This is a genomic window from Pseudoduganella rivuli (assembly GCF_009674485.1).
GTDB lineage: Bacteria > Pseudomonadota > Gammaproteobacteria > Burkholderiales > Burkholderiaceae_D > Rugamonas > Rugamonas rivuli_B.
The window spans coordinates 57,412-80,605 of the sequence record NZ_WKJJ01000020.1 but is presented as its reverse complement, the minus strand read 5'-3'; the positions used below and the strand labels follow the sequence as shown (position 1 = coordinate 80,605).

The following is a 23,194-nucleotide window of genomic DNA, read 5'->3' as shown; positions in this document are numbered from 1 at the left end:
CATGGTGGTATCGCTTGCGCGAGGGATATCGGCCTGCGTGCATGGCGGCTTTGCCTTTGGCAAAACCGCCCTACGCATTCGGCGTTATCGGCGCGGCGAGCGCCCAAGGGGGAAAAGATCAGCGCTGCACGTGCAGGAGGATCACGCGGCGGGCCGTGTTGGAGGAATCGGTGGGCGCGCTTGCTGCGCCGGAGGACGGGGACGTTCCGCAAGCGGACGCGGACGACGAGGACGCCGCACCGCAGCTGCCGCAACCGCTGCCGCAGCTTGGTTCAGTCTTGAACAGCTTGGCCAGGCGGGCCTGGTCGAAACCGCGGCGCGACAGTGCATACACAATCTGCCGCCGCCACGCGACCGGCAGGTAGCGCGTGGCCGCATGGAGCGCGCACGCTGCGACGATCACGCCAACAATCAACTGCTGCCACATATCAGCCTCCCAGCGCCAATGCGATACGGTAAGTAAGGAACGACGCCGTGTACGCCAGCGCGAACATGTAACCGGCCATCATGAATGCATAGCGGACGTGGCCCGTTTCGCGGCGCACCACCGACAGCGTCGAGATGCACTGCGGTGCGAACACGTACCACGCCAGCAGCGCCAGCGCGGTCGGCAGCGGCCAGCTTTGCGACAGCAGCGGTTCCAGCTGCGCCGCCAGTTCATCGCCCGTCTGCGACAGCGCATACACGGTACCCAGCGCGCCCACCGCCACTTCACGCGCGGCCAGCCCCGGCACCAGTGCAATGCAGATCTGCCAGTTGAAACCGATCGGCGCAAAGATGTATTCCAGGCCGCGGCCCAGGATCCCCGCGATGCTGTAATAAATCGGCGGATGCGTGGCGCCGTCCGGCGCACCCGGGAAGCTGGACAGGAACCACAGCAGCACCATCAACGTCAGGATGATGGTCCCCACGCGGGTCAGGAAGATTTTCGCGCGTTCCCACAGGCCCAGGCCCAGGTTGCGCAAGTGCGGGATGTGATAGCTGGGCAGTTCCAGCATCAGCGGCTGCTGGCGGTTGGCGCCCATCGTGCGCTTCATGAAGTACGCCACGGCCATGGCCGACACGATGCCGGCCACGTACAGCACGAACAGCACCAGCCCCTGCAAGTTCACCAGCCCCGCCACCATGCGGTCAGGGATAAAGGCGGCGATCACCAGCGCATACACCGGCAGGCGCGCGGAACACGTCATCAGCGGCGCGATCATGATGGTCACCAGGCGGTCGCGCGGGTTTTGAATGGTGCGCGCCGCCATCACGCCGGGAATCGCGCAGGCAAAGCTGGACAGCAGCGGAATGAACGCGCGGCCCGACAGGCCCACACCGCCCATCAGGCGGTCCAGCAGGAATGCCGCGCGTGGCAGGTAGCCGCAATCTTCCAGCACCAGGATAAAGAAGAACAGGATCAGAATCTGCGGCAGGAAGACCAGCACGCTGCCGACGCCGCCCAGGATGCCGTCGACCAGCAGCGAACGCAGGACGCCATCGGCCATATGCTCTTTCACTATGGACCCAACGCCTTCCACGCTTTCCTTGATGAAGTCCATCGGCACGGCGGCCCAGCTGAACACGGCCTGGAACACCAGGAACATCAGCACCGCGAGGATGATGGGACCGGCTACCGGGTGCAGCACCACGTCATCGATCTTTTCAGAGAAATTGCCAGTGTCGGCCGTGGTGTTCACAACCTTCGACAGGATGCGGCGCACTTCCTGCTGCGTCTGTTCGACCGGCACCGCATCGATGGCGGCCAGCGGGTTCGGCACGCCCTGGTGCATCGGCCACATGCCATCGAGTTGCTGCAGCAGCGCTTTTTCGCCGCCGCTTTGCACCGCCACGGTTTGCACCACCGGCATCCCGAGTTCTTTCGACAGCAAATCCGCATCGACCAGGATGCCGCGCTTTTGCGCCACGTCCATCATGTTCAGCGCCAGCACCATCGGCAAGCCGAGGCGCTTGATTTCCAATACCAGGCGCAGGTTCAGGCGCAGGTTGGTGGCGTCGACCACGCACACCACCACATCCGGCGCAGCTTCACCGGCGCGCAGGCCGGCCACCACGTCGCGCGTGATTTCCTCATCCGGCGTGTGGGCCGACAAACTATAGGCGCCAGGCAAATCCAGCAAGCGGAATGGATGGCCTGCCGGCGACGTGAACTGGCCTTCCTTGCGTTCGATCGTCACGCCCGCATAGTTCGCCACCTTCTGGCGCGCACCGGTCAGGCGGTTGAACAGGGCCGTCTTGCCGCAATTCGGATTCCCCAGCAGCGCCACCATCGGCGACTGTGCCACGGCTTGCGCCGGCTTTTCTACTGCGCCCATGTTTTATTCCGGTTGGATAGAGATCAGCGCCGCTTCGAAACGGCGCAAGGCGAACGTCGCATTGCCAACTTTAATGGCCAGCGGTTCGCCGCCCGGCATGCCGCGTTTCAGCATGCGGATACGTTCACCTGGCACAAAACCCAGTTCCATCAGGCGCCGTGCGAGGTCGGCGCCATCTTCATAATTACCTGGAGCAACGTGGACCACGGTGCCGCTCTTGCCGACAGCCAGCGTGTCGAGCTGAATCAAGGTAGGGGCTTGCGTCATGGTCATTCCGAGGGTTCTGTGAGGAAATTTTGTGCAGCCATTATAAAGCGTAAATGGGAATGGTTTGTATTCTCAGGATTTTCTTGCATTGTACGCTGGACTGCGGCAGAATAGGAAACGTAATGATAACGATTCTCATTAACCAAGATGCAACAGTGCAAGAACGTTATCAACCACCATCCCGTTTAGCCAGAAGGTAACGCAATGATCGTTTGTGTCTGCAACAACATCTCCGACCGCGAAGTCCGTCAAGCCATCGAACTGGGTATCACTTCTTTGGATGAATTGCGCCGCGACCTGGGCCTCGCCACTTGCTGTGGCCAGTGCGCCGATACCGCTGCGGAAATCCTGAATGAACACCTGGGCAGCTTGAACGAAACCGTGCTCAAGCGCCCTTCATTTACTGCCTAAGGACGCTATGACTACGATGACGATACCGGCCGCCAGTGCCGAGAACCCGCTTTCCGGCTTATCTGCGCTGTGGCACGAAAAGCGCGGCAAGCTGATCAAAGTATCCGTTGTCGTAGGCTTGCATGTCGGCTTGGCCGCCATGCTGCAATCCGGTATGCTGCACAGCGCCGTGCAAGCGGTCATGCCGGAGCCGGTCATGGTCACGTTCGTCACCCCGCCGCCACCTCCTGAAAGCAAGCCACAGCCAAAGACGGTTGAAGTCGCCAAAGCGCCGACCGTTGCTCCGCCGCCACTGCCGCAATTGAATATTCAGGTGGAAAACACCATCACCCTGCCGCCGCCCGCACCACGCGTGGCGCAGGAAGCCCCGGCCACGCCGGCCGCCGCGCCTGCCGCACCGCCGGCGCCACCCGCGCCACCGGCGCCGGCCACGCCGCGTACGGTCCAGGGCGTGGAATATGTGCGCCCGCCGGCGCTGGTGTACCCATCGGTCTCCAAGCGCCTGGGTGAAACCGGCGTCGTCATGCTGCGCGTGCTGATCAGTGAAAAAGGCCAGGCCGAGCAAGTGCAAATCCATAAATCGTCCGGCTTCACCAACCTCGACGAAGCCGGCCGCCAGGCCGCGATGCGCGCACTGTTCAAACCTTACGTGGAAGATGGCAAAGCCGTGCCGGTGTATGTGCTGGTGCCGATCAATTTCCAGCTGAGCTGATCAACCAGCGATTGCTGCAGGGCGGATTGGCCGGCCAATCCGCCCTGCCCTCCTCACATGTCCGCCCACATCCGCAACAGGTTGTGGTAATGCCCCGTCAGTCCCACCACCGCATCCCCATCACCAATCTGCGCGCGCAGTTTCTGGATGTTCTGGTCCAGGTCGAACAACATCGAGCGCCGCCAGTCGTCGCGCACCATGCTTTGCGTCCACAGGAATGACGCCACCCGTTCGCCCCGCGTCACGGGCGCGACGCGGTGGATACTGCTGGAGGGGTACACGATCGCATCGCCGGCCGGCAATTTCACTTCATGGGCGCCATAGGTATCCATGACGATCAATTCGCCGCCGTCATATTCGTCCGGGTTGCTGAGAAACACAGTGGTCGACACGTCCGCCCGCATGCTCTGCATATTCACGCTGTTGACGCGCACCGCGCCATCGATGTGCAAACCATATTGTTCGCCGCCGGCGTAGCTGTTGAAATACGGCGGCAGGATGCGGTGCGGCAGCACGGCGGAAAAGAACAGCGGATTGGCGGTCAGCGCGCGCGTCACGATGTCGCCCAGTTCCAGCGCCAGCGGCGAACCTTCGGCCAGCTGGCGATTGCGTTTGACTTGCGCGCCCTGCGCCCCCACGCTGGCGCGGCCATCGATCCATTCCGAGCCCGCCATCTTCTGGCGGAAATAATTGACTTGATCCGGCGTCAAAATGCCGGGTATGTGCAGCATCATGGTGCGATCCCTTGCGGTTGGCTCAACCATTATTATGCGGCATCGCCAGCATAATGAGAACGATTATTATTCGCGCTCTCACCAGCATTTTTGCCACCACTGTTATCTGGCTACTTTTCCAACATTTACTTAGAGTTATCAGCAAGTTCGTGGCAAAATGGCGAAAAATCCCGCTCCATCAACATACAAAAAAGGCCATCCCATGAAGGGCGATAAAGACGTGATCCGTCTGCTGAATGCTCAGCTGACCAATGAATTGACTGCGATTAACCAGTACTTCCTGCATGCCCGCATGTACCGTCACTGGGGTTTCGAAAAGCTGGCGAAGAAGGAATACGAAGAATCGATCGGCGAAATGAAACACGCCGACAAACTGATCGACCGCATCCTGATGCTGGACGGCTTGCCGAACCTGCAAGCGCTGCACAAGTTGCTGATTGGCGAATCCACGCAGGAAATGCTGGAATGCGACCTGAAACTGGAACGCGCCGCACACGTGACGATCAAGGAAGGCATCGCCACGGCGGAAAAAGCCACCGACTACGTGTCGCGCGATTTGCTGCTGATGATCCTGGAAGATACGGAAGAACACATCGAGTGGCTGGAAACCCAGATCGACCTGATCGGCAAGATCGGCCTGCAGAATTACCTGCAAAGCCAGATGGGCGGCGCCGAGTAACCGCCCCCTGCTGACGTACCAAAGGCGCCCCGTTTCGCAACGCGGCGCCTTTGTTCTTTATGCGGGTACGCCGTGCGCCAGCGGCGCGTCTTTCCCCGCCACCTTCACAAACAGCACCGCCACCGCTCCGCACAGCAACAGCGCGCCCGCCAGCCTGATCACGTTTTCCGGATGACCACCCAGCCACGCGTGGTAATACAGCGGCAAGGTGAGGATCTGGATGATCATCGGGATCACGATGAACATGTTGAAAATGCCCATATAAACGCCCGTGCGGTGCGCAGGAATGCTGCCCGCCAGCATCACGTACGGATTGCCCATCATGCTGGCCCACGCCAGGCCGATGCCGATCATCGGCACGTACAGCAGCGCCGGCGACGTGATCAGCGGCAGGCACAGCATGCCCACACCGGCCAGCGCCAGGCACACGCTGTGCATGGTCTTCGGCCCGTAGCGGCGCGTGAACGGCACCAGTGCAAAGGCGGCAAGGAAGGCGACGAAGTTGTAGAACGCGCCGATTTCCCCGTTCAGCAAGCCCGCCTGGCGGAAGCCCGGCGATGCCGAATCCGTGGTGCCGTACAAGGTCGACGACAGCGACAGCATGATGTACTGCCAATAGCAAAACATCGCGTACCACTGGAACAGCTTGACCAGCGCCAGCTGGCGCATGGTCAACGGCATGTCGCGCAAGGCATCGACGATTTCCGCCAGCGTATCGCGCCAGCCGCCCGGCGCGGCTTTCATGCGCGCCAGTTCGGCCGGTTCCAATGGCAGTTCCGGCGTGGTCCTGACGGTCCACAGCACGGACGCCAGCGAAAACACGGCGCCGATCAAAAACGCGGCAATCACCGTGTGGGGGATGTGATGGCTGTTGACCGCGTCGCGGTTCATGCCGAACGCCACCAGCAGTGACGGCGTCAAGTACGCCAGCGTTTGCCCCAGCCCCGTAAACGCGCTTTGCGTGAGGAAGCCGATCGAATGCTGCTCCTGGTCCAGCCGGTCGCTGACAAAGGCGCGGTAGGGCTCCATCGTCACATTGTTGGCCGCGTCCAGGATCCACAGCAGGCTGGCCGCCATCCACAGCGCGGGACTGAACGGCATGGCCAGCAAGCCCAGGCTGCACAGGATGGCGCCGATCAGGAAGTACGGTGTGCGCCGTCCCCAGCGCGACACCGTGCGGTCGCTCATCGCACCGATCAGCGGCTGCACCAGCAGTCCCGTGACGGGCCCCGCCAGCCACAGGTAAGGCAGACTGGCTTCGTCGGCGCCCAGGTATTTATAGATGGGACTCATGCTGCTTTGTTGCAGGCCAAAACTGAACTGGATGCCAAAGAAGCCCACGTTCATGTTGACCACTTGCCAGAACGACAGGCGTGGTTTGTACTGCGCCATTTGGATGCTCCGGTTGGGTGGGGATCAGTCCGCGCTACGGTGCCAGCGGCCGATCCAGTCAGAATAAAAGCGCATGTCGCCCGGCACCGCGCCGGCCAGACCGCACACGGCGCCGGCAAAGGCATTGGCCCGCTCCAGCGTAGTGTCCAGCGGCCAACCGCGCGCGCGGCCCAGCAGGAAGACGGCGGAAAACGCGTCGCCGGCGCCCACCGTGTCGACCAGCTTGTCCACCGGCGCGCCGGCCACCGCCGTCATGCCGCCATCGGCGCTGAAATACACGGCACCGCGCGGTCCCAGCGTGACGATCATGCCCTGCAAACTGAAGTTCGACATCAGCTCCGCGCACGCCATGCGCACGTCGAGGCTGGCCATATCGTCCAGTGGCGGACACTGGTGGCTGTACCAGTCGAACAATTGCGCCAGTTCGTCGTCGTTGACTTTCAGGATGTCGGCCTGCGCCAGCGAATCGAAGACCGTGCGTTCCGTGTATTGCCCGTCGCGCAAATTCAAGTCCAGGTAGCGCTGCGCCCCCGCCGCCTTTTGTACGGCGTGCAAGGCGGCGCGCGACGCTTCCTCGCGCTGCACCAGCGTTCCGAAATACAACACGTCCGGTTGCGCCTTCGCCAATGCCTGCACGGCGGCCTGGGCATCGATGGCGTCATACGCCTGGTGCGGCAGGATGTCGAAGCGATGGCTGCCATCGGCCGCCATTTCCACCGCGACACGGCCGGTGGCTTCACCGGTTCCCGTTTGCAATCCTGCCTCGTCCATCCGGTAGCGTTCGAACTCCCCCCGCACCAGCGCGCCATTCGCATCATTGCCGATACGGGTGATCATCAGCGGCTGCAAGCCCAGTCCGGCCAGGTGGCGCGCCACGTTGAACGGGGCGCCGCCCACCACTTGCACGCTGCCGAAATCGTCGACCAGTGCTTCACCGAATACTGCAATTTCCTGCCTGACCATCGTCTTCTCCTGTGCATTCATGTCGCGCGCTCCAGCCACAGCAGGGCGTACGGTTCCAGCACCACTTCACCTGAAAAGGCCTGGCCGGTCAAGCAATCGGACCATGCGCCGTCCAGCGCCTGCGTCTGCGCCCGGGCCGAGAAATTGCACAGACAAATAAAATCGTCGCCACGCGCCAGCGCCAGCAATGCCGGCGCCGATGGCAATACCGTGCGCGGCGCGCCCGCCGCCAGCGCCGGCAGACGGCGCCGTGCGCCCAGCAACGCGCGCAAGCCCATGAACATGCGGCCCGCATCCGTGCCGGCATCGTCGCGCTGCAACAGCGCCACATCGTCCAGGTATGGCCGCTGCAGCCAGCGGCTGTCCATCGCGTGCTGCGGGCGCTGGAGGTAACTGTTGTCGTTCAGTTGCGCCAGTTCGTCGCCCATGTACAGCACCGGCAACGCGCCAAATGCCAGCGCCAGGCCATGCAGCAGCAGGTTGCGCCGCAGCGCCGCGTCGCGCTCAACCTCGTTGCCGGCACTCTGCAATCCCAGCAGCGATGCGGTGGCGCCATTGCTGCCATGCGCGGCATTCGGGTCGCTGCTCTGGAACGATGCGCCCGCCGCGTAACTTCCTTCTGCGCCCGTATAAAAGCGAGCGATTTTCGCCAGCCGCGCGGCAGCATCCCCGCCCTCTTCCGCCGCTTCCGAACGCAACACGTTCCAGCCGATATCGTCATGGCAGCGCACGTACGACAGCCACGACGCGGCCGGCGGCAAGTCCGGCGTGCGGGCGATCACGGCTTTCAGCAGCGCCGCATCCTGCTCGGCCAATGCGCCCCATCCCGCCGCCATCAGGCTGCTGTGGTAAGCGATATGGCATTCCGCCGCGCCACCGTCGCTGCCCTGGTTGCCCAGGTAGGCGGGCAATTCGCGGGTCGGCACGATGGCTTCGGCCTTCAGCAGCACGCCCGGCGCGGCAATCGCCACGATGGCGCGCAGCGCCTGCAACAGCAAATGGGCTTCCGGCTGGTTCATGCTGTTGGTGCCCTCGCGCTTCCACAGGAACGCGGTGGAATCGAGGCGGAACACGTCGATTCCCCGGTTCGCCAGCCGCAGCAGCGCTTGCGCCATTTCCGCAAACACCGCGGGATTGGCGTAATTCAAATCCCACTGGTAGGGATAAAACGTGGTCCACACCCAGCCGCCCATCGCTTCCACATACGTGAAATTGCCGGGCGCCACTTGCGGGAACACTTGCCCCAGCGTGGCTTCATGGCGGTCCGGCATGGTGCGGTCCGGATACACGATGAAGTAATCGCGCATAGCCGGATCGCCGGCCTTGGCCGCCTGTGCCCACGCGTGGTCATCGGCCACGTGGTTGAGGATGAAGTCCGAGCACAGGCTGATGCCGGCCTGGCGCAGTTTATCCGCCAGCCGGTCGAGGTCGCCGTTTTCACCCAGTTTCGGGTCGACGTCGTCAAAGCTGGCCACCGCGAAGCCGCCATCGTTTTCACCGCTGCGGGGACGCAGGAATGGCAGCAAGTGCAGGTAGCGCACGCCCAGCTCTTCCAGATATGGAATGCGGTGCGCCACGCCCTGCAACGAGCCGCCGAAGCGGTCCACGTAACTGCAATAACCCAGCATGCGCTGGTCGAGGAACCAGTCCGGATCCGCTTCGCGGCGCGCGTCCTGCGCCTGCAGCGCAATCGGCCGCCGCGCCAGCAGGCCGCCGACCGCGCCCAGCAACACCGCGTACCACTGCGGGAAGTCGGGGCGCTGGCCGTACAGGGAAAACAGCCGCTGATGCAGCACGGCGTGCTGCACCGCGTAACGGCGGGCCGCCGTTTCGCGCAACCCGCCAGACAGCGGCGCCAGCAGCGCTTGCATGGACACAGGAATATCAGAAAAGTCAGTCATCGCTTCAGAACGAATATTGCAGGCTGGCCTTGATGGCACGGCCCGAGATGGCGCGCGCGGCATGGCCGTCGCCCTCCACTTCGGTGTAGCCCAGTTTGTTGAACAGGTTGTTCGCGGACAGCGTCACGGTCGCCTGCGGCGTCACCAGGTATTGCACGCTGGCGTTGACCACGTGGTAAGCCGGCATGCGGATGGTGTTCGCATCGTCAGCCCACGATTTGCCGGTGCCGATCAGCGACAGGCTCACGGTGGCGTCGCCGATGGTGTAGCTGGGCGCCAGCTGGTACACAACCTTGGCCTGGCGGCGCGGCGTATGGCCGATTGCGGCTTCCTGGCCCGGCGCCGTGCCGGTGATTTCGGCATCGGTGACAGTCAGGCCGCCGTTGATACGGAAATCGCCCGCGCTGTATGCCGCTTCCAGTTCCACGCCTTTCGCGCTGTAGCGATTCGACGTGCTGATGCGGGTGGTGGCTTCGTAATTGCTCTCGGCGGTTTTCGCGTGGAACAGCGTCACGAATGCGCTGGCGCCGCCCTGGCGCCATTTCAGGCCGCCTTCGATTTGTTTGACCGTATTGATGCTGACCGGTGCGCTGCCGTCGAGCGGCGTGCCGAACAGGATACGGTCCGCGTTGAACGCGACGCCATCGCTGACGCGGGCAAACAGGGCCAGGTTGCGCTGCAACTGGTAGTTGCCGCCCACCGAATACGACGTGTGCGCCAGGTCATAGTTGACCAGTTGCTGCGTGGCCGGCTCGTAGCGCACGCCGCCGGTGGCGATGTTGGCGCTGCCGGTGGCGCGCTGGCTGTCGCGGCGCACGCTGGCGTCCACGTTCAACGGGCCCTGTTCCCAGCCCACGTTCACATACGGCGACACCAGCTTGTATTCCATGTCGACGGCGCGCATGCAGCAATTGCCCCATGCCGGGCCGATATAGCCGGGGGTGGCGCTCGCCGTTTTCAGCAGCGCGGGGCTGTCGGTTTTCGCCTGCAGCAGGTATTCATTGAAGTTCCACGTCAGCCCCAGCTTTTGCTGCGACGTGTACAGGCCGGCCGTGCCGGTGAGCTTGCCGCCGTCGACGTTCCAGGTCTTCGACAATTTCACGTCGTTCAGCGTATTGCCCGCGTCATCGATCGACGTGTTGAACACCACGGCATGGAAGGCGCGGCCGTTATACGCCTGCCCCGCCTGCGGGCCGGTGGCGATGGTGTAGCTGCCATTGGCGCCGTTATCGGCCGGGAACACGCCGACAAAGCGGCCCGAGTTGCGGGCGTGGCGGAAGGATTCCGTCAGCGCCACGCCTTGCCCCAGGTCCAGCGACAGGGCCACGCCGAACGTGTCGCTCTTCACGGCCAGGCCATCGTTGACGTTGGACGACACCTTGTTGTTGCCCTTGGCCAGCGAGACGTCCTGTACCCAGTACGGCGAATAGAAGCTGGCCGTGCGCGGATCGATACCGGCGATTTCACTGATGCGGCCATTGGTGACAGAGACCGGCACCGGCAGCGCCGTAGGCGTCTTGTCGTCGAGGTGCTTGAACGACAGGCGCAGGTAGCCGCGGTCGAATTCGTGCGTCAGGTTGCCCTTGATCTGGCCGCCGCTTTCCGTGCTCATGCCGGTGGGGCGGATGCCTTCGCCCGTGCGGTAATGGCCGCCGATGAAGAAGCGGGTTTTATCCGTCAGCGGTGCGCCATACGAAAAGTCATAGCGGGTCTGGTCGTAATCGAGGCCGCGCGTGATACCGATGCTGCCGCCCTTGTTGTCGCCGGTCTTGCTGATGAAGTTGATGATGCCGCCCGGCGAATTGCTGGCCAGGGTCGACGCGGAACCGCCGCGCACAGCTTCCACGTGGTCCAGCGTGCCATCGATTTTCACGTAGCTGTCCGGCGTGATGAAGTTGAAGTCGCCGGACTGCAATACCGGCAAGCCATCTTCCTGCATTTGCACGTAGCGCGAACCGCCGGCGGAAATCGGCACGCCGCGCACGGTGATGTTGGCGTTGCCTTCGCCGCCCGACGATTCGGCGCGCAAGCCTGGAATCGAGCGCAGCAGCTCCGCGGCGCTGGTGGGAACGGCGCGGGCAATGGCGTCGTCGTCCATGGTGGAGACCGACACACTGGTTTTCATTTTCGACTGGCCACGGGCAGTGCCGGTCACGACGATGCGTTCCATTTTCAAGCCGTCGGCTGCGGCAGGCGCAGGAGCAGGTGCAGCGGCGACTGGCGCGGCGGTTTCAGCGGCGGCGGCCGGGGTGTCGGCGGCCGTGTCGGTTGCCTGCTGGGCTTGGGCGGCAAAGTGCATCAGGGCGGCGGCGACAGCGGTCGCCATGCGGCCGCGCTGGGCGGTACGAACTTGCATGATATCTCCTCCGATTGTTGTGGGCGCCGCTGCGCTGGCGGCTGTGGGTTCTGCACTGCAGATGCCACATTATTCATCAACTTAATTTTTATTGCAATCGATTGCAAAGACATTTTTCAAAGTATTTTCAGCACATGCGTGCTTAACACTGCAACCGGTTGCAATTGCACGCATAGATAAGGCAAGCGGTCTATGGGTCCTCGCGTTCGCGAGGATGACAGCGTCACACGCTGCTGGCGCGTACGATCAGTTCGGTGGGGAGTTGTTGCGACGCGGCGCTGCGGCCTTCGGCCAGTTCCAGCAGCGTGGCGACCAGGGCGCGGCCGGCATCGGCCAGCGGCTGGCGCACAGTGGTCAGCGGCGGGTGGAAGTAAGTGGACTGTTCGATATCGTCGTAACCGGCCACGGCCACGTCGTGCGGCACGGTGCGGCCCTGTGCGCGCAATGCGTTAATCGCCGTCATGGCCAGCAAGTCGCTGCAGGCAAACAGCGCGTCATACGTCGCGCCACGGCGCGCCAGTTCCTGCACGCCTTCCGTGCCGCCCTCCGGCAGGAAGGACACGGACACCTGCAAGGCGGGATCGGGCGCCAGTCCCTGCTCCTGCAGCGCCTGGCAATACCCCTGGTAGCGCATCGCCGCTTCCGGCAACTGGATGTCGCCAAGGAAGGCGATGCGGCGGCGGCCCTGTTGCAGCAAGTGGCGCGTGGCCAGCAAGCCGCCGGCCACGTTGTCGCCGCCCACCGTGCAATACAGTTGCTGCGGCAATTGCGCGCCCCACACGACGATGGGGACGCCCCGCGCCGCCATCTGGTTCAACTGGTCGTGGTGGCGCCACTGGCCGATCAGGATCACGCCGATCACGCGGCCCGTGTCGTACGGCTGCGCGGCCGCATCCAATTGGTCGGCATCGACGCGCGACAGCAGCATGTCGAAGCCCTGCTCCGTCAGCGCGTCGGCCAGGCTGCCCAGCATGCCGAGAAAGAACGGGTCCGTCAGGTGCTGGCGCGTATGGGTATCGGAGACGGCGGGAATCACCACGCCCACCGTGCGGTTTTGCTTGAGGCGCAGGTTTTGTGCGCCGATATTGATCGTGTATTTCAGCGAGCGCGCCAGCTCCATCACGCGGTCGCGGGTTTCCTGGTTGACCAGCTTGCTGCCGCTGAGGGCGCGCGACACCGTCGACGTCGACACGCCGGCCAGGCGTGCGATGTCGGCCATTTGCAAGCGGCGTTTTTCCGCGTTCGACAGGGAAGAAGGGGGGGCAGGCGGCGCAGCCGCATCGGGCTGCGCAGGCGCTTTTTTCGGCATCAGCTTATTGCGGGACGGTGTCGCGGAACGATGGACGCTCGGACAATTTATCGTACAGGCGGGCCAGGTTCGGATGGTCGCCGCGCCAGTCGATTTCCGGGAAGCGGAACGCCAGCCAGCCGACCGTGCAGCCGACGGCCACGTCGGCCAGCGAATAATGGTTGCCCGCGCAGTACGGCGATTCGCCCAGCTTGTCCGACAGGAACGCCAGGCCCTGGCTTACCTTTTGCAGCTGGCGGTTGATCCACTCCTGGCTCTGTTGCGCGGCCGGGCGCTGCGTGCGCTCCAGGCGCACCAGCACGCCCGCGTCCAGCACGCCGTCCGCCACGGCTTCCCAGCATTTGATGTCGGCGCGCTCGCGGCCATTCGGCGGCAACAGCTTGCACACCGGCGTCAACGTATCGAGATATTCCACCATGACGCGCGAATCGACCAGCGCATGGCCATCTTCCATGATCAGGCAGGGAACTTTGCCGAGGGGATTGACGTCGTGGATGCGCGTATCCGCGTCCCACACGTTTTCCAGCTCAAACTGGTAATCGAGCTTTTTTTCAGCCAGGACAACCCGGACTTTCCTTACGTAAGGACTGGCGAGAGAACCGATAAGTTTCATAGACGCTAACAAAAGGAGGTTAGATCGCAGTATAGCATCGGCTCGGGCGCCCATCGACTACCGGTCGCCGCCGGCAGCCATTGGGCGGCGGCCGGCCGGGCAATGGTAAAATCACCGCTTCACCTGTTTTCTGCCTGTTTTTTCGGCTGTCGCCGCCACGCCGTGACACAGTTGCGCCGTGGCTTACACACAACGCAGGCCCGCATCACCCACTTTTAACTTAGCACCCCGCTTCCCATGACCACTACGCCCTACTCCACCCTGTCGGCCCTGTCCCCGCTGGACGGCCGTTATGCATCGAAGACCGACAAGCTGCGCCCGATCCTGTCCGAAGCCGGCTTCATGCACAACCGCGTGAAAGTTGAAATTTCCTGGCTGCAAGCACTGTCGCAAGCCGGCTTTGCGGAAATCAAGCCGTTTTCCGCCGAAGCCACCGCGCTGCTGGACAAGCTGGCGTCGGACTTCTCGGAAGCCGATGCGGCCCGCATCAAGGAAATCGAAGCCGTCACCAACCATGACGTCAAGGCGGTCGAGTACTGGCTGAAGGAACAGGTGAAGGACGTGCCGGAACTGGTGGCCGCTTCCGAATTCATCCACTTCGCCTGCACGTCGGAAGACATCAACAACACGTCACACGGCATGATGCTGAAAGCCGCCCGCGACGGCGTGATGCTGCCTTCGCTGAACGCGGTGGTGGCCAAGCTGACGGAAATTGCCCATGTCAACGCGGAACTGCCGATGCTGTCGCGCACCCACGGCCAGACCGCCAGCCCGACCACCCTGGGCAAGGAATTCGCCAACGTGGTGGCCCGCCTGCAGCGCGCCATCAAGCGCATCGAGCAGGTGGAAATCCTGGGCAAGATGAATGGCGCCGTGGGTAACTACAACGCCCACCTGTCCGCTTACCCATCGTTCGACTGGCCAACCTTCTCGAAGAACGTCATCGAACAGCGCCTGGGCCTGGTGTTCAACCCGTACACCATCCAGATCGAGCCGCACGACTACATGGCCGAACTGTTCGACGCCTTTGCCCGCGTCAACACCATCCTGCTGGACTTGAACCGCGACATCTGGACCTACGTGTCGCTGGGCTACTTCAAACAAAAGCTGAAGGCCGGCGAAATCGGTTCGTCCACCATGCCGCACAAAGTCAACCCGATCGATTTCGAAAACTCGGAAGGCAACCTGGGTCTGGCCAACGCCGTGCTGAAGCACCTGTCGGAAAAACTGCCGGTGTCCCGCATGCAGCGCGACCTGACCGACTCCACCGTACTGCGCAACATCGGCGTGGGCCTGGGCTACACCTTGCTGGCCTACGACAGCTGCCTGCGCGGCCTGAACAAGCTGGAAGTCAATCCACAGCGCCTGGCGGCCGACCTGGACGCATCGTGGGAAGTGCTGGCCGAGCCGGTGCAAACCGTGATGCGCCGCTATGGCATTGAAAACCCGTATGAACAGTTGAAAGAACTGACCCGCGGCAAAGGCATTTCGAAAGATGCGCTGCAAGTGTTCATCAACGGCCTGGCGATCCCGCAGGAAGCCAAGGATGTGCTGCTGCAGATGACCCCGGCGAATTACATCGGCATCGCCGACAAGCTGGCCAAAGCCATCTAAGCAATATTAAAGTTCCGACATGCAACGTGTCGGAACTGCTGTACAGTATAGGCGGATCACTGATCCGCCTTTTTTATACCCTTAAGCGTTACCTAATCTTCGCGTTCAGCAGAGTTCCCGTTTCTTTGTTATATTTAGTTCTAACACGTACTAATTCTGAAGGACCACCATGGAACGCTACACCAGGACCGCCATGCTGCTGCATTGGCTGGTCGCCCTCCTGATCATTGCCGCCTTTTTACTGGGCCTGACGATGGTCGACATCAAGGGCATCACGCCGACCAAGCTGAAATACTACTCGTGGCATAAATGGATGGGCGTGACCGTACTGTTCCTGGCTGTGGCCCGTGCACTGTGGCGCGCCAAACATACGCCGCCGCCGCACCCGGCCGGCATGCCCGCATGGCAAAACAAGGCGGCGGACGCGGTCCACTATGCGCTGTATTTCTTCATCTTTGCCGTGCCGATTTCCGGCTACCTGTATTCGCTGGCGGCCGGCGTGCCCGTGGTCTACCTGGGCGTCTGGCACATGCCGGTGCTGTTCGAAGGCACGCCGGAATTGAAGGCGTTCTTCAAGCCGATCCACTACTGGCTGAACATGACGATGGCGCTGTTTGTCATCGCCCACGCGGGCGCCGCGTTAAAACACCAGTTCATTGACCGTGACGGCGTGCTCAAGCGCATGCTGCCGTAACCCCTCACACCGGATATTAATTATGAAACAACATGTCTTATTGGCCTCGCTGCTGGGCCTGTCGCTGGCGGCTGGCGCCGCCGTCCTGAAAACCGACGTCGCGAAAAGCTCGGTGTCCGCCACCTTCAAGCAAATGAACGTGCCGGTCGAGTCCAAGTTCAAGAAGCACAACATCGTCATCGATTACAACGACAAGTCCCCGGAAGCGTCGAAAGCCACGGTGGAAATCGAGACGGCCAGCCTGGACCTGGGCGAAGCGGAAATGAACAAGGAAGTGGCGAAGAAAGAATGGTTCAATTCGGCCCAGTTCCCGAAAGCCACCTTCACGTCCACGTCGATCAAGAGCGCCGGCGCCGGCAAGCTGACCGTGACGGGCAAGCTGACCATCAAGGGCAAGGCTGCCGATGTGTCGTTCCCTTTGAGCGTCAAGGCCGATGGCAAAAACCAGGTGTTCGATGGTTCGCTGCCGATCAAGCGCCTGGCCTTCAACATTGGCGAAGGCGAATGGAAAGACACCGGCATGGTCGCCGATGACGTCATCATCAAATTCCACGTAGTAGCAACACAGTAACCATCCAACCCGGAGACACACGAATGAAAGCTCAAGTCCTGATCGCCGCCCTGATCGCCGCCACCGCAGGTTCGGCCTTTGCCGCCGAGACCTACAACATCGACCCCAACCACACCTACCCAAGCTTCGAAGCCGATCACCTGGGTATCTCGGTATGGCGCGGCAAATTCACCAAGACCAGCGGAACAGTCACGGTGGACCGTGCAGCCAAAACGGGTACGCTCGATATCGTCATCGATGCGAAATCGATCGACTTTGGCCACGAAAAAATGAGCAATCACGCGCGCTCGCCGGAAATGTTCAACGTCGAGAAATTCCCTGAAGTGACGTACAAGAGCAAAGCGCTGAAATTCGACGGCGACAAGCTGGTGTCCGTCGACGGCGACCTGACCCTGATGGGCGTGACCAAGCCGGTCACCCTGAACGTGAAATCGTTCAAGTGCATCCAGCACCCGATGCTGAAGCGTGAAGTATGCGGCGCTGACGTGGCGGCGGAATTCAAGCGCAGCGACTTTGGCCTGAACTATGGCTTGCCGCGCTTCTCGCCAGACGTGAAACTGGCGATCCAGGTGGAAGCCGTCAAAGCGGACTGATCGCAAGCCGCTGAATTCAAGGGCCGGCCGGGCATTCCCGCCGGCCCTTTTTACTTACGGGGTTTCACGGTAAGGATCGACCGGCGCCGGATGGCCGGCCCGGTCCCACGCGGCGCGTGCGGCCGCTTTGGCTTGCGCCCAGCTGAGGCGCGACCGTTCCTTCATGCTTTCCCAGTCATTGCGCAGGCGTTCTTCCGCCGCGTCCCAGTTGCCGCCGTAGCGTTCACGGCTGTTATAGCCCAGCGCATAGGCAGGACCATAATCGTCATAGTCATAGCCCGGCACGTAGTAGTCTTCGCGCTTGAAGTGGTCTTGCCAGAAGCGCTGCTCGTCGGCCGGATTGACCGCCGCGCCGACACCCAGCCCCACCGCGCCACCGGCCAGTGCGCCAACCGCCGCGCCAGCCGCCATGCCAACGGGACCGCCGGCAGCCCCGATGGCAGCCCCCGCCATGGCGCCTCCGCCACTACCGATCCCTTCGGCCATATGGTGGTTTTCCAGGTGATCGCCCGGTTTCGGGTTGACCACTTCGGCCGTGCCCTTGCCGGCCAGGCCGCCGGCAATCCCGCCAATCACGGCGCCTGCCGCCATCCCCACCGGACCGGCGGGCGAGCCCGCGGCAATCCCGGCCAATGCGCCGGCACCCGCGCCCACACCCGTGCCCAGCACGTGCTCACCGGACTCTTCCTGCCAGCTTTTCGCCAGGTATGCGGCATCATCCTCGGAGCGGGCATGGATGCCCATCAGGATGCCGCCCTTCTTGACGCCTTCCTCGTACAGGTGCGCGCGCTCTTCCGGTATCCCGGCGCCCACCAGCGCGCCCAGCACACCACCCGTGACGGCGCCGGCCCCCGCGCCGGCAACGGCGGCGGCCACCGGCCCCGCCACCACCACGCCAATCCCCGGCAGCACCACCGTGGTGCCCACGGCGGCAATCGCCGCCAGTACGGCGCCGACAGCGCCGCCTATCCCCGCCCCCACGCCGGCGCCTTCGGCAGCCTTGCTGCCCAATTCCGTATCGTCGGTGGCGAAGTGGCGACGGCGTGCTTCGTCCGACATCACCAGGTTCACGTCATCTCTGCTGTAGCCGCGCTGCGCGGCCCGTTCATATGCGCGCTCGGCGCTGTCGCGGTCGTGGAACAAGCCGGTGACCAGCCGGGAACTGTCATAGTTACTCATGTTGAGTCTCCCAAAGTTTGTCATTACAGAATGGCCACCTTACGGCTGACATCCCTTGGCTTCTGTGCGGAGACGCGCTTACGTCGAAACCAATCATCCTGGCGGCCATGACGGCGATCCAAGCTCTGCTGTATGACGCGCCCGATAAATTGCACTTGCGCAAAGGGGTATAAGCAATTTCGCGTCTGTACGTTGGCGCACGGACGTGGCGCCGAAAGCACGGACAGAATAGGTTCAACGGCCCTTCCAACCGGGATGGCCTGTCGTCTACGATAGGAGGGTATATGAGCTTCGTACTTTGGATCGTTATTGGTGGGATCATTGGCTGGCTCGCCAGCATGGTGATGAAAACCGACGCACAACAGGGCATCTTCCTCAACATGGTGGTCGGTATCGTCGGCGCCTTGCTGGGTGGCTGGCTGCTGGCGCCGATGTTTGGCGGCGGCACCATCAATGCCGATGACTTCAGCGCCGTGTCGCTGATCGTGTCCTTCCTCGGCGCGGTGGTCTTGCTGGGGATCGTCAACCTGATCTTCCGCGGCCGCCTGCGCTGAAACTCCCCTGCCGGCCGGACGTTCGTCCGGCCTCTTCCTGATTCCCCGCCGAATTCCCTGAATAGTTTGCAGCAATGCTCACTATTCTTTCCTGCTGAAATTAATTAAATAGTAATTCCAATTTCCTTAAAATAATTAATACCGCAATGCGCCCGCATTTAATTTGTCATTCCATTGACATTTAATTTGTCACCCTATTGACAATTAAAAAAATTTTTTATTTGGATAGTTGACATTCGAATTTACGAGGTCTAAAGTTCGGTCCGGGTGTTACGAAATGCCCGGTTTAATTGAAAAACATACCTTTTAAGGAGAGTTGAAATGAAGAAAATTTCCGCAATCAAAGCGCAAAAACTGAAAACCACCGCAGTGGCAATGTACCCAATCTTCTGCTGCTGGCCTTTCTAATCCGGATAAATACCGGATTTAAATCATTCAAATAAAACCTGAAGGAGTTATTACCATGAAAAAGATCTCGGCAATCAAAGTACAAAAACTCAAAACCACTGCCGTGGCCATGTACCCGATCTTCGCGTGCTGGCCCTTCCCGCTGTAAGGGATCGCTGAAGCGATGAGAAGGCCGGCAGCAGGCCACTGCCGCCTTTGATTCCCGTCAAATAAAAAAACCTGCCGCACTCCCCCGATAAGACCGGAATACACCATGGCTGACCAACGAAATGACTGCGCAACGTACTGCGTAATTCCCCTGTCCATCCAGCCCGAAGGCGATGATTTCCTGGTCGGAAACCAGGACTTGCAGGAGTATTACCAGTTCCCGCAAGAAGGCGTGCGCATCATCCGCCTGCTGCAACAGGGCGTCACCGTGGCGGAAATCAAACGGACCTTCGGGGAGGCGGTGGATATCGACGATTTTCTCCATGTGTTGCTGGAAGCGCGTTTTATCCATGCGCCCGGCACGCCGGCGCCCGCCGCCGCCACGGAGGCGGACCGCCGCTGGAAATTTGCCGTTCCCGCCCGTCTCGCCGGCCTGTTCTTTTCGTGGCCCGCGTGGGGCGCCTATGGCGCGCTGATCGCGTACGCATTGTTCGAAGCGGTCGCCGATCCCCGCCTGCGCATCAATCCCACCGCGTTGTACCTGCAAGACCATTTCACGGTTTCACTGCTGACTTTACTGGTATTGCACAGTTGCACCACCGGATTGCATGAATTAGGCCACATGATGGCCGCCGCCAAATATGGCGTGCAATCGCGGCTGGGCTGGGGAAACCGGCTGTGGAATATCGTGGCGGAAGCGGACTTATCCGGCCTGCACGCTCTGCCCCGCCAGTCCCGCTATTTACCGTTGGTGGCCGGCATGCTGGTTGATGTTTTGAATATCGCTTTGATTACGCTGCTGATTAAAGTATTCATTAATGAAGGCAGCCACCCTTTTATTATTAATATTTTCCAGGCACTGATATTGCAGATCTTGATTACGTTGTCGTGGCAATTCAATGTCTTCCTGAAAACGGATGTCTATTATGTCCTCTGTACTTACTGCAACTACCCGAATCTCGATAGCGAGGCCCGCGTCTATTTGCGCGAAAAACTGCACCAGCTCAGCCTGGGACGGGCCGGGGCGCCGGGCCACACGGATTACTACCATTTGCCCACTTTGCGCGCCTTTGCCGCCGTCTGGGTGGCAGGACGGGTCGCCTCCCTGGCTTTCCTGTTCCTGGTCGTAATCCCCACCGTGCTGCGCTATGGCCGGGACGCGTGGAATGCGCTCGGTAGCGCCGCGTCCGCCAGCAGCCAATGGGACCTGAGTTTGTTCTTCATCCTGTCCGCCACACTCCTCGCCGCCGGGCTGATCGTCTGGATCCGGGGTCGGACCCATACCCAAAAAACGTAGGGAAGAAAAAAATGCTGAATACCACCCACCTGTACCGCATCCGCCCCGTGCAGCAACTGGATGCGCCCGCGCTGGCCACCGCCGTGCGCGCGTATGAACTGGACACCAGCTTCGCCAACCATGGCGTCTGGGCCGGCGTCAGCAACCTGGTCGAGCAAGCCTATCTTTATTACGCGGCGCAGGGCCGCCAGGACGTGCTGGATGAACACAATTACGCGCTGTATATGATGCTGCCGCAACACCGCAACACTATCGGATTGAAATATGCGTGCCTGACCGACACCGCCAGCATGACGGAAAAAACCCGCAATTTCCCGCTGGACCGCGCCTATCGGCTCATCAATGGCGCCGTGGGACTGATCCGCGCATGGAAGGCGGAAGTGGGCGCCGATGAGCAATGGGCGCTGCTGATCCGTAACTTCCATGGCGCGGGCCACCTGGCGTCGCGCTTCGTGACGGAACTGGCGCGCCGCCTCACCATCGGCAGCCGCATCACGGTCTGCATCGAATCGCCGACGATGCCGGATACCGTTGCCCTGCCGCTGGCCGCATCGGGCCTCGCGCTGGCGCCGGAAACCGGCTTCCTGCCGCTGATCCGCCTGGCGCCGCAAGACGATGCGCCGCCGGTGGCGGAAGGGCTGACCTATGAAGACCTGTATGGCGCCGGCATGGCCGAATGGGAGCGTTTATACATCCCGCTGCTGCGCTATTACCGCAACCGGGGCGATGGTTTGAACACGGCCCGCGTGGCGATGCGCGCACTGTGCGTGCACAACCACTATGGCTTTTATTACGAAGCGTCGACCTTTGTCGACACCGTGCTGCCATGGCTGGAACAACTGGTGGGCGGCGACGAAGCGGCGCGCTGGGATTACATCGGCAATATCTTCCAGGGCCTGGTCACGACCGGCCAGGAACAGCGCGCGCTGGACGTGGTGGAAAAATATGCGCTGCCCTACCTGACGCAGCACGTCCTGCAAGCCAAGCTGCATTACCTGCTGGCGATGGTGCACTTGCGCTACCTGAAGGAACAGAATGTGCCGCTGTCGCACCGCCACATCGAACTGGCGCTGCACCACCTGCAGCTGGCGGAAGGCGACATCCCCGACGAACAATTCGCCTTCCTCAACGTGTTCATCAACAATGGCTTGGCCTTCGTGCGCGTGCGCCAGGGCCGTCCGGAAGATGCGCTGATGCTGTGCCAGCAAGGCTTCCTGTATTTGACGGACATGCTGGGCGATGACGTGCACAAGCTGCACCGCTCGGTGCTGCTGTATAACTCGGCGCAAGTGCTGTCCGCGCTGGGGCAGCAGGAAGATGCGCTGCACTATTACTACCGCTCGATGGAAATGGACCCGTACTACTCCGAGTACTACAACGAGAGCGGCAATATCCTGCAACGGCTGGGCCGCCACGATGAAGCGCTGGCGATGTACAGCCTGGCGGCGCGCTACAGCGCACCGTATGCGGAAGTGTATTTCAACAAGGGCGCCTGCCACGCGCAACTGGGCCAGTGGGATGCCGCCGTGGCGTGCCTGCGCACCAGCCTGGAACTGAATCCGCAGCAGCCGGAAGCGTGCCTGCTGCTGGGCGAAGCGTTCGACATGCTGGAGCGCCGGCGGGAAGCGCAGGCCGCGTACAGCGCCGCCATCGAACTGGACCAGCGCCACGTGGCGGCCCGCGTCAACCGCGCCGTCAACCACTACGCGCATGGCGACTTGCCGGCCGCGCTGGCCGACATGGACCGCGTGCTGGAACTGGAACCAATGGTGGCCAGCCATTACGCCAACCGCGCGGAAATCTATAAGGCGCTGCAACTGCGCGACATCACCGCCATGCGGCAATACCAGGAGGCAGCGTGATGAACCCCCAACGCCCCGCCAGCCATTTAACCCGCCGCGCGCTGCTGCTGGTCGCCGCGCTGAGCGCCACCTTTGTCGCCCTGATCCTGTTTATGGGAGGTTTTATCATGTACACCCAAGCCGTCGCCGCCGAACTGCCTTCATCCCCATTGGCCGACCTGGTGCGCGCCCACGCGGAAGCCCAGCGCAATTTCGACCAGGCGCGCTTGCAGGCGCTGACCACCGACGATTACATCGAAGTGTCGCCCGTCGGTGAACTGGACAGCCGCGAAAAAATGCTGACCTTTTACGCGCCGGGCCAGCAGCGTCCCGCCCCCACCGTGCAGGTGCAGGATACCGTGGTGCGGCTGATGGGCCCCCACAACGATATGGCGCTGGTGGTGGCCAAACTGGTGTACACGATGGAAGCGGAAGGCCAGGCCCGCAGCTTCGCCATGCGCGCCAGTTACGTTGCACAACAGAAAGATCACCAGTGGAAACTGGTGTCGGCGCACTACACGGGCATCCGGCCGCCGAAACAGAGTTGACGTGTACATGATTGACGTATACGTCAATCAGGCGGATACTTGCGCGCTGTGGCCCGATCCGGGCCACAGTCATATCCAACCCGCCAAGAGCCC

22 protein-coding genes are annotated in these 23,194 nt (G+C 61.9%); 11 read left to right on the top strand and 11 right to left on the bottom strand.

The features are described from left to right. Positions 1-118: 118 nt before the first annotated feature. From GJ700_RS27250 to GJ700_RS27240, 3 genes are read right to left on the bottom strand one after another with little or no spacing between them, the layout of a single operon-like run. On the bottom strand, positions 119-427 hold the full coding sequence (locus GJ700_RS27250; protein ID WP_154379946.1) for a DUF6587 family protein: 309 nt from the start codon (positions 425-427) through the stop codon (positions 119-121). A 1-nt stretch (position 428) separates the two neighbouring features. Further along, on the bottom strand, positions 429-2,318 hold the full coding sequence (gene feoB, locus GJ700_RS27245; protein ID WP_154379944.1) for a ferrous iron transporter B: 1,890 nt from the start codon (positions 2,316-2,318) through the stop codon (positions 429-431). Between the two features lie 3 nt (positions 2,319-2,321). Next, positions 2,322-2,585: a FeoA family protein gene (locus GJ700_RS27240; RefSeq protein ID WP_154379941.1), complete on the bottom strand. Its 264-nt coding sequence runs from the start codon at positions 2,583-2,585 to the stop codon at positions 2,322-2,324. Between the two features lie 204 nt (positions 2,586-2,789). Between GJ700_RS27240 and GJ700_RS27235 the strand changes: the two genes are divergently transcribed. After that, positions 2,790-2,996 (top strand): (2Fe-2S)-binding protein, encoded by a 207-nt coding sequence (locus GJ700_RS27235; protein WP_154379939.1) that lies wholly within the window; start codon positions 2,790-2,792, stop codon positions 2,994-2,996. Between the two features lie 7 nt (positions 2,997-3,003). Further along, on the top strand, positions 3,004-3,708 hold the full coding sequence (locus GJ700_RS27230; RefSeq protein WP_154379937.1) for an energy transducer TonB: 705 nt from the start codon (positions 3,004-3,006) through the stop codon (positions 3,706-3,708). Between the two features lie 53 nt (positions 3,709-3,761). Here the strand turns inward: GJ700_RS27230 and GJ700_RS27225 are convergent, their stop codons facing one another. Then, complete coding sequence (locus tag GJ700_RS27225; protein ID WP_154379935.1) at positions 3,762-4,442, bottom strand: Fe2+-dependent dioxygenase; 681 nt, start codon at positions 4,440-4,442, stop codon at positions 3,762-3,764. Between the two features lie 202 nt (positions 4,443-4,644). Between GJ700_RS27225 and bfr the strand changes: the two genes are divergently transcribed. Further along, positions 4,645-5,121 carry a bacterioferritin gene (gene bfr, locus GJ700_RS27220; RefSeq protein WP_154379933.1) on the top strand — a complete coding sequence of 159 codons (477 nt, stop codon included), beginning with the start codon at positions 4,645-4,647 and terminating at the stop codon, positions 5,119-5,121. Positions 5,122-5,178: 57 nt separating this feature from the next. On the opposite strand, the gene GJ700_RS27215 is transcribed toward bfr, so the two are convergent. The 6 genes from GJ700_RS27215 to GJ700_RS27190 form a co-directional block, all read right to left on the bottom strand. Further along, positions 5,179-6,513: an MFS transporter gene (locus GJ700_RS27215; RefSeq protein ID WP_154379931.1), complete on the bottom strand. Its 1,335-nt coding sequence runs from the start codon at positions 6,511-6,513 to the stop codon at positions 5,179-5,181. A gap of 24 nt (positions 6,514-6,537) precedes the next feature. Beyond that, positions 6,538-7,497: a PfkB family carbohydrate kinase gene (locus GJ700_RS27210; RefSeq protein ID WP_229507277.1), complete on the bottom strand. Its 960-nt coding sequence runs from the start codon at positions 7,495-7,497 to the stop codon at positions 6,538-6,540. Then, positions 7,494-9,377: an alpha-amylase family protein gene (locus GJ700_RS27205; RefSeq protein WP_229507276.1), complete on the bottom strand. Its 1,884-nt coding sequence runs from the start codon at positions 9,375-9,377 to the stop codon at positions 7,494-7,496. The genes GJ700_RS27210 and GJ700_RS27205 overlap by 4 nt, the downstream gene beginning before the upstream one ends. A gap of 4 nt (positions 9,378-9,381) precedes the next feature. Continuing rightward, entirely contained in the window at positions 9,382-11,733 is a 2,352-nt protein-coding gene (locus GJ700_RS27200) for a TonB-dependent receptor domain-containing protein (RefSeq protein WP_154379929.1), read from the bottom strand. Between the two features lie 223 nt (positions 11,734-11,956). Then, on the bottom strand, positions 11,957-12,952 hold the full coding sequence (locus tag GJ700_RS27195; protein WP_154380053.1) for a LacI family DNA-binding transcriptional regulator: 996 nt from the start codon (positions 12,950-12,952) through the stop codon (positions 11,957-11,959). A gap of 94 nt (positions 12,953-13,046) precedes the next feature. Continuing rightward, positions 13,047-13,655 (bottom strand): glutathione S-transferase family protein, encoded by a 609-nt coding sequence (locus GJ700_RS27190; protein WP_154379927.1) that lies wholly within the window; start codon positions 13,653-13,655, stop codon positions 13,047-13,049. Between the two features lie 237 nt (positions 13,656-13,892). Here GJ700_RS27190 and purB point away from each other — a divergent pair, with 237 nt between their 5' ends. The 4 genes from purB to GJ700_RS27170 all read left to right on the top strand — a co-directional run bounded on the left by purB (position 13,893) and on the right by GJ700_RS27170 (position 17,127). Next, positions 13,893-15,269, top strand: coding sequence for an adenylosuccinate lyase (purB, locus tag GJ700_RS27185; protein WP_154379925.1), 1,377 nt, complete (start codon positions 13,893-13,895; stop codon positions 15,267-15,269). A 169-nt stretch (positions 15,270-15,438) separates the two neighbouring features. Then, positions 15,439-15,963, top strand: a complete 525-nt coding sequence (locus tag GJ700_RS27180) for a cytochrome b (protein ID WP_154379923.1) — start codon at positions 15,439-15,441, stop codon at positions 15,961-15,963. 22 nt (positions 15,964-15,985) lie between these two features. Further along, complete coding sequence (locus GJ700_RS27175; RefSeq protein WP_154379921.1) at positions 15,986-16,534, top strand: YceI family protein; 549 nt, start codon at positions 15,986-15,988, stop codon at positions 16,532-16,534. 23 nt (positions 16,535-16,557) lie between these two features. Further along, positions 16,558-17,127: a YceI family protein gene (locus GJ700_RS27170; RefSeq protein ID WP_154379919.1), complete on the top strand. Its 570-nt coding sequence runs from the start codon at positions 16,558-16,560 to the stop codon at positions 17,125-17,127. A 54-nt stretch (positions 17,128-17,181) separates the two neighbouring features. Here the strand turns inward: GJ700_RS27170 and GJ700_RS27165 are convergent, their stop codons facing one another. Then, a complete protein-coding gene (locus GJ700_RS27165; RefSeq protein ID WP_154379917.1) occupies positions 17,182-18,306 on the bottom strand; it encodes a hypothetical protein in 1,125 nt (374 codons plus the stop codon). 284 nt (positions 18,307-18,590) lie between these two features. Here GJ700_RS27165 and GJ700_RS27160 point away from each other — a divergent pair, with 284 nt between their 5' ends. The 4 genes from GJ700_RS27160 to GJ700_RS27145 all read left to right on the top strand — a co-directional run bounded on the left by GJ700_RS27160 (position 18,591) and on the right by GJ700_RS27145 (position 23,101). Further along, positions 18,591-18,860 (top strand): GlsB/YeaQ/YmgE family stress response membrane protein, encoded by a 270-nt coding sequence (locus GJ700_RS27160; protein ID WP_154379915.1) that lies wholly within the window; start codon positions 18,591-18,593, stop codon positions 18,858-18,860. A gap of 661 nt (positions 18,861-19,521) precedes the next feature. After that, a complete protein-coding gene (locus GJ700_RS27155) occupies positions 19,522-20,712 on the top strand; it encodes a hypothetical protein (RefSeq protein WP_154379913.1) in 1,191 nt (396 codons plus the stop codon). Between the two features lie 11 nt (positions 20,713-20,723). Next, complete coding sequence (locus GJ700_RS27150; RefSeq protein WP_154379911.1) at positions 20,724-22,574, top strand: tetratricopeptide repeat protein; 1,851 nt, start codon at positions 20,724-20,726, stop codon at positions 22,572-22,574. Then, on the top strand, positions 22,574-23,101 hold the full coding sequence (locus GJ700_RS27145; protein ID WP_154379909.1) for a nuclear transport factor 2 family protein: 528 nt from the start codon (positions 22,574-22,576) through the stop codon (positions 23,099-23,101). The genes GJ700_RS27150 and GJ700_RS27145 overlap by 1 nt, the downstream gene beginning before the upstream one ends. Positions 23,102-23,194: the final 93 nt, after the last annotated feature.

Coding starts and splice junctions, on each gene's coding strand:
- GJ700_RS27160 (WP_154379915.1), top strand. CDS start 18,591: ATGAGCTTCGTACTTTGGATCGTTATTGGTGGGATCATTGGCTGGCTC.
- feoB (WP_154379944.1), bottom strand. CDS start 2,318: ATGGGCGCAGTAGAAAAGCCGGCGCAAGCCGTGGCACAGTCGCCGATG.
- bfr (WP_154379933.1), top strand. CDS start 4,645: ATGAAGGGCGATAAAGACGTGATCCGTCTGCTGAATGCTCAGCTGACC.
- GJ700_RS27215 (WP_154379931.1), bottom strand. CDS start 6,513: ATGGCGCAGTACAAACCACGCCTGTCGTTCTGGCAAGTGGTCAACATG.
- GJ700_RS27150 (WP_154379911.1), top strand. CDS start 20,724: ATGCTGAATACCACCCACCTGTACCGCATCCGCCCCGTGCAGCAACTG.
- purB (WP_154379925.1), top strand. CDS start 13,893: ATGACCACTACGCCCTACTCCACCCTGTCGGCCCTGTCCCCGCTGGAC.
- GJ700_RS27200 (WP_154379929.1), bottom strand. CDS start 11,733: ATGCAAGTTCGTACCGCCCAGCGCGGCCGCATGGCGACCGCTGTCGCC.
- GJ700_RS27235 (WP_154379939.1), top strand. CDS start 2,790: ATGATCGTTTGTGTCTGCAACAACATCTCCGACCGCGAAGTCCGTCAA.
- GJ700_RS27175 (WP_154379921.1), top strand. CDS start 15,986: ATGAAACAACATGTCTTATTGGCCTCGCTGCTGGGCCTGTCGCTGGCG.
- GJ700_RS27205 (WP_229507276.1), bottom strand. CDS start 9,377: ATGACTGACTTTTCTGATATTCCTGTGTCCATGCAAGCGCTGCTGGCG.
- GJ700_RS27230 (WP_154379937.1), top strand. CDS start 3,004: ATGACTACGATGACGATACCGGCCGCCAGTGCCGAGAACCCGCTTTCC.
- GJ700_RS27145 (WP_154379909.1), top strand. CDS start 22,574: ATGAACCCCCAACGCCCCGCCAGCCATTTAACCCGCCGCGCGCTGCTG.
- GJ700_RS27155 (WP_154379913.1), top strand. CDS start 19,522: ATGGCTGACCAACGAAATGACTGCGCAACGTACTGCGTAATTCCCCTG.
- GJ700_RS27240 (WP_154379941.1), bottom strand. CDS start 2,585: ATGACGCAAGCCCCTACCTTGATTCAGCTCGACACGCTGGCTGTCGGC.
- GJ700_RS27195 (WP_154380053.1), bottom strand. CDS start 12,952: ATGGCCGACATCGCACGCCTGGCCGGCGTGTCGACGTCGACGGTGTCG.
- GJ700_RS27225 (WP_154379935.1), bottom strand. CDS start 4,442: ATGATGCTGCACATACCCGGCATTTTGACGCCGGATCAAGTCAATTAT.
- GJ700_RS27250 (WP_154379946.1), bottom strand. CDS start 427: ATGTGGCAGCAGTTGATTGTTGGCGTGATCGTCGCAGCGTGCGCGCTC.
- GJ700_RS27190 (WP_154379927.1), bottom strand. CDS start 13,655: ATGAAACTTATCGGTTCTCTCGCCAGTCCTTACGTAAGGAAAGTCCGG.
- GJ700_RS27210 (WP_229507277.1), bottom strand. CDS start 7,497: ATGAATGCACAGGAGAAGACGATGGTCAGGCAGGAAATTGCAGTATTC.
- GJ700_RS27165 (WP_154379917.1), bottom strand. CDS start 18,306: ATGAGTAACTATGACAGTTCCCGGCTGGTCACCGGCTTGTTCCACGAC.
- GJ700_RS27170 (WP_154379919.1), top strand. CDS start 16,558: ATGAAAGCTCAAGTCCTGATCGCCGCCCTGATCGCCGCCACCGCAGGT.
- GJ700_RS27180 (WP_154379923.1), top strand. CDS start 15,439: ATGGAACGCTACACCAGGACCGCCATGCTGCTGCATTGGCTGGTCGCC.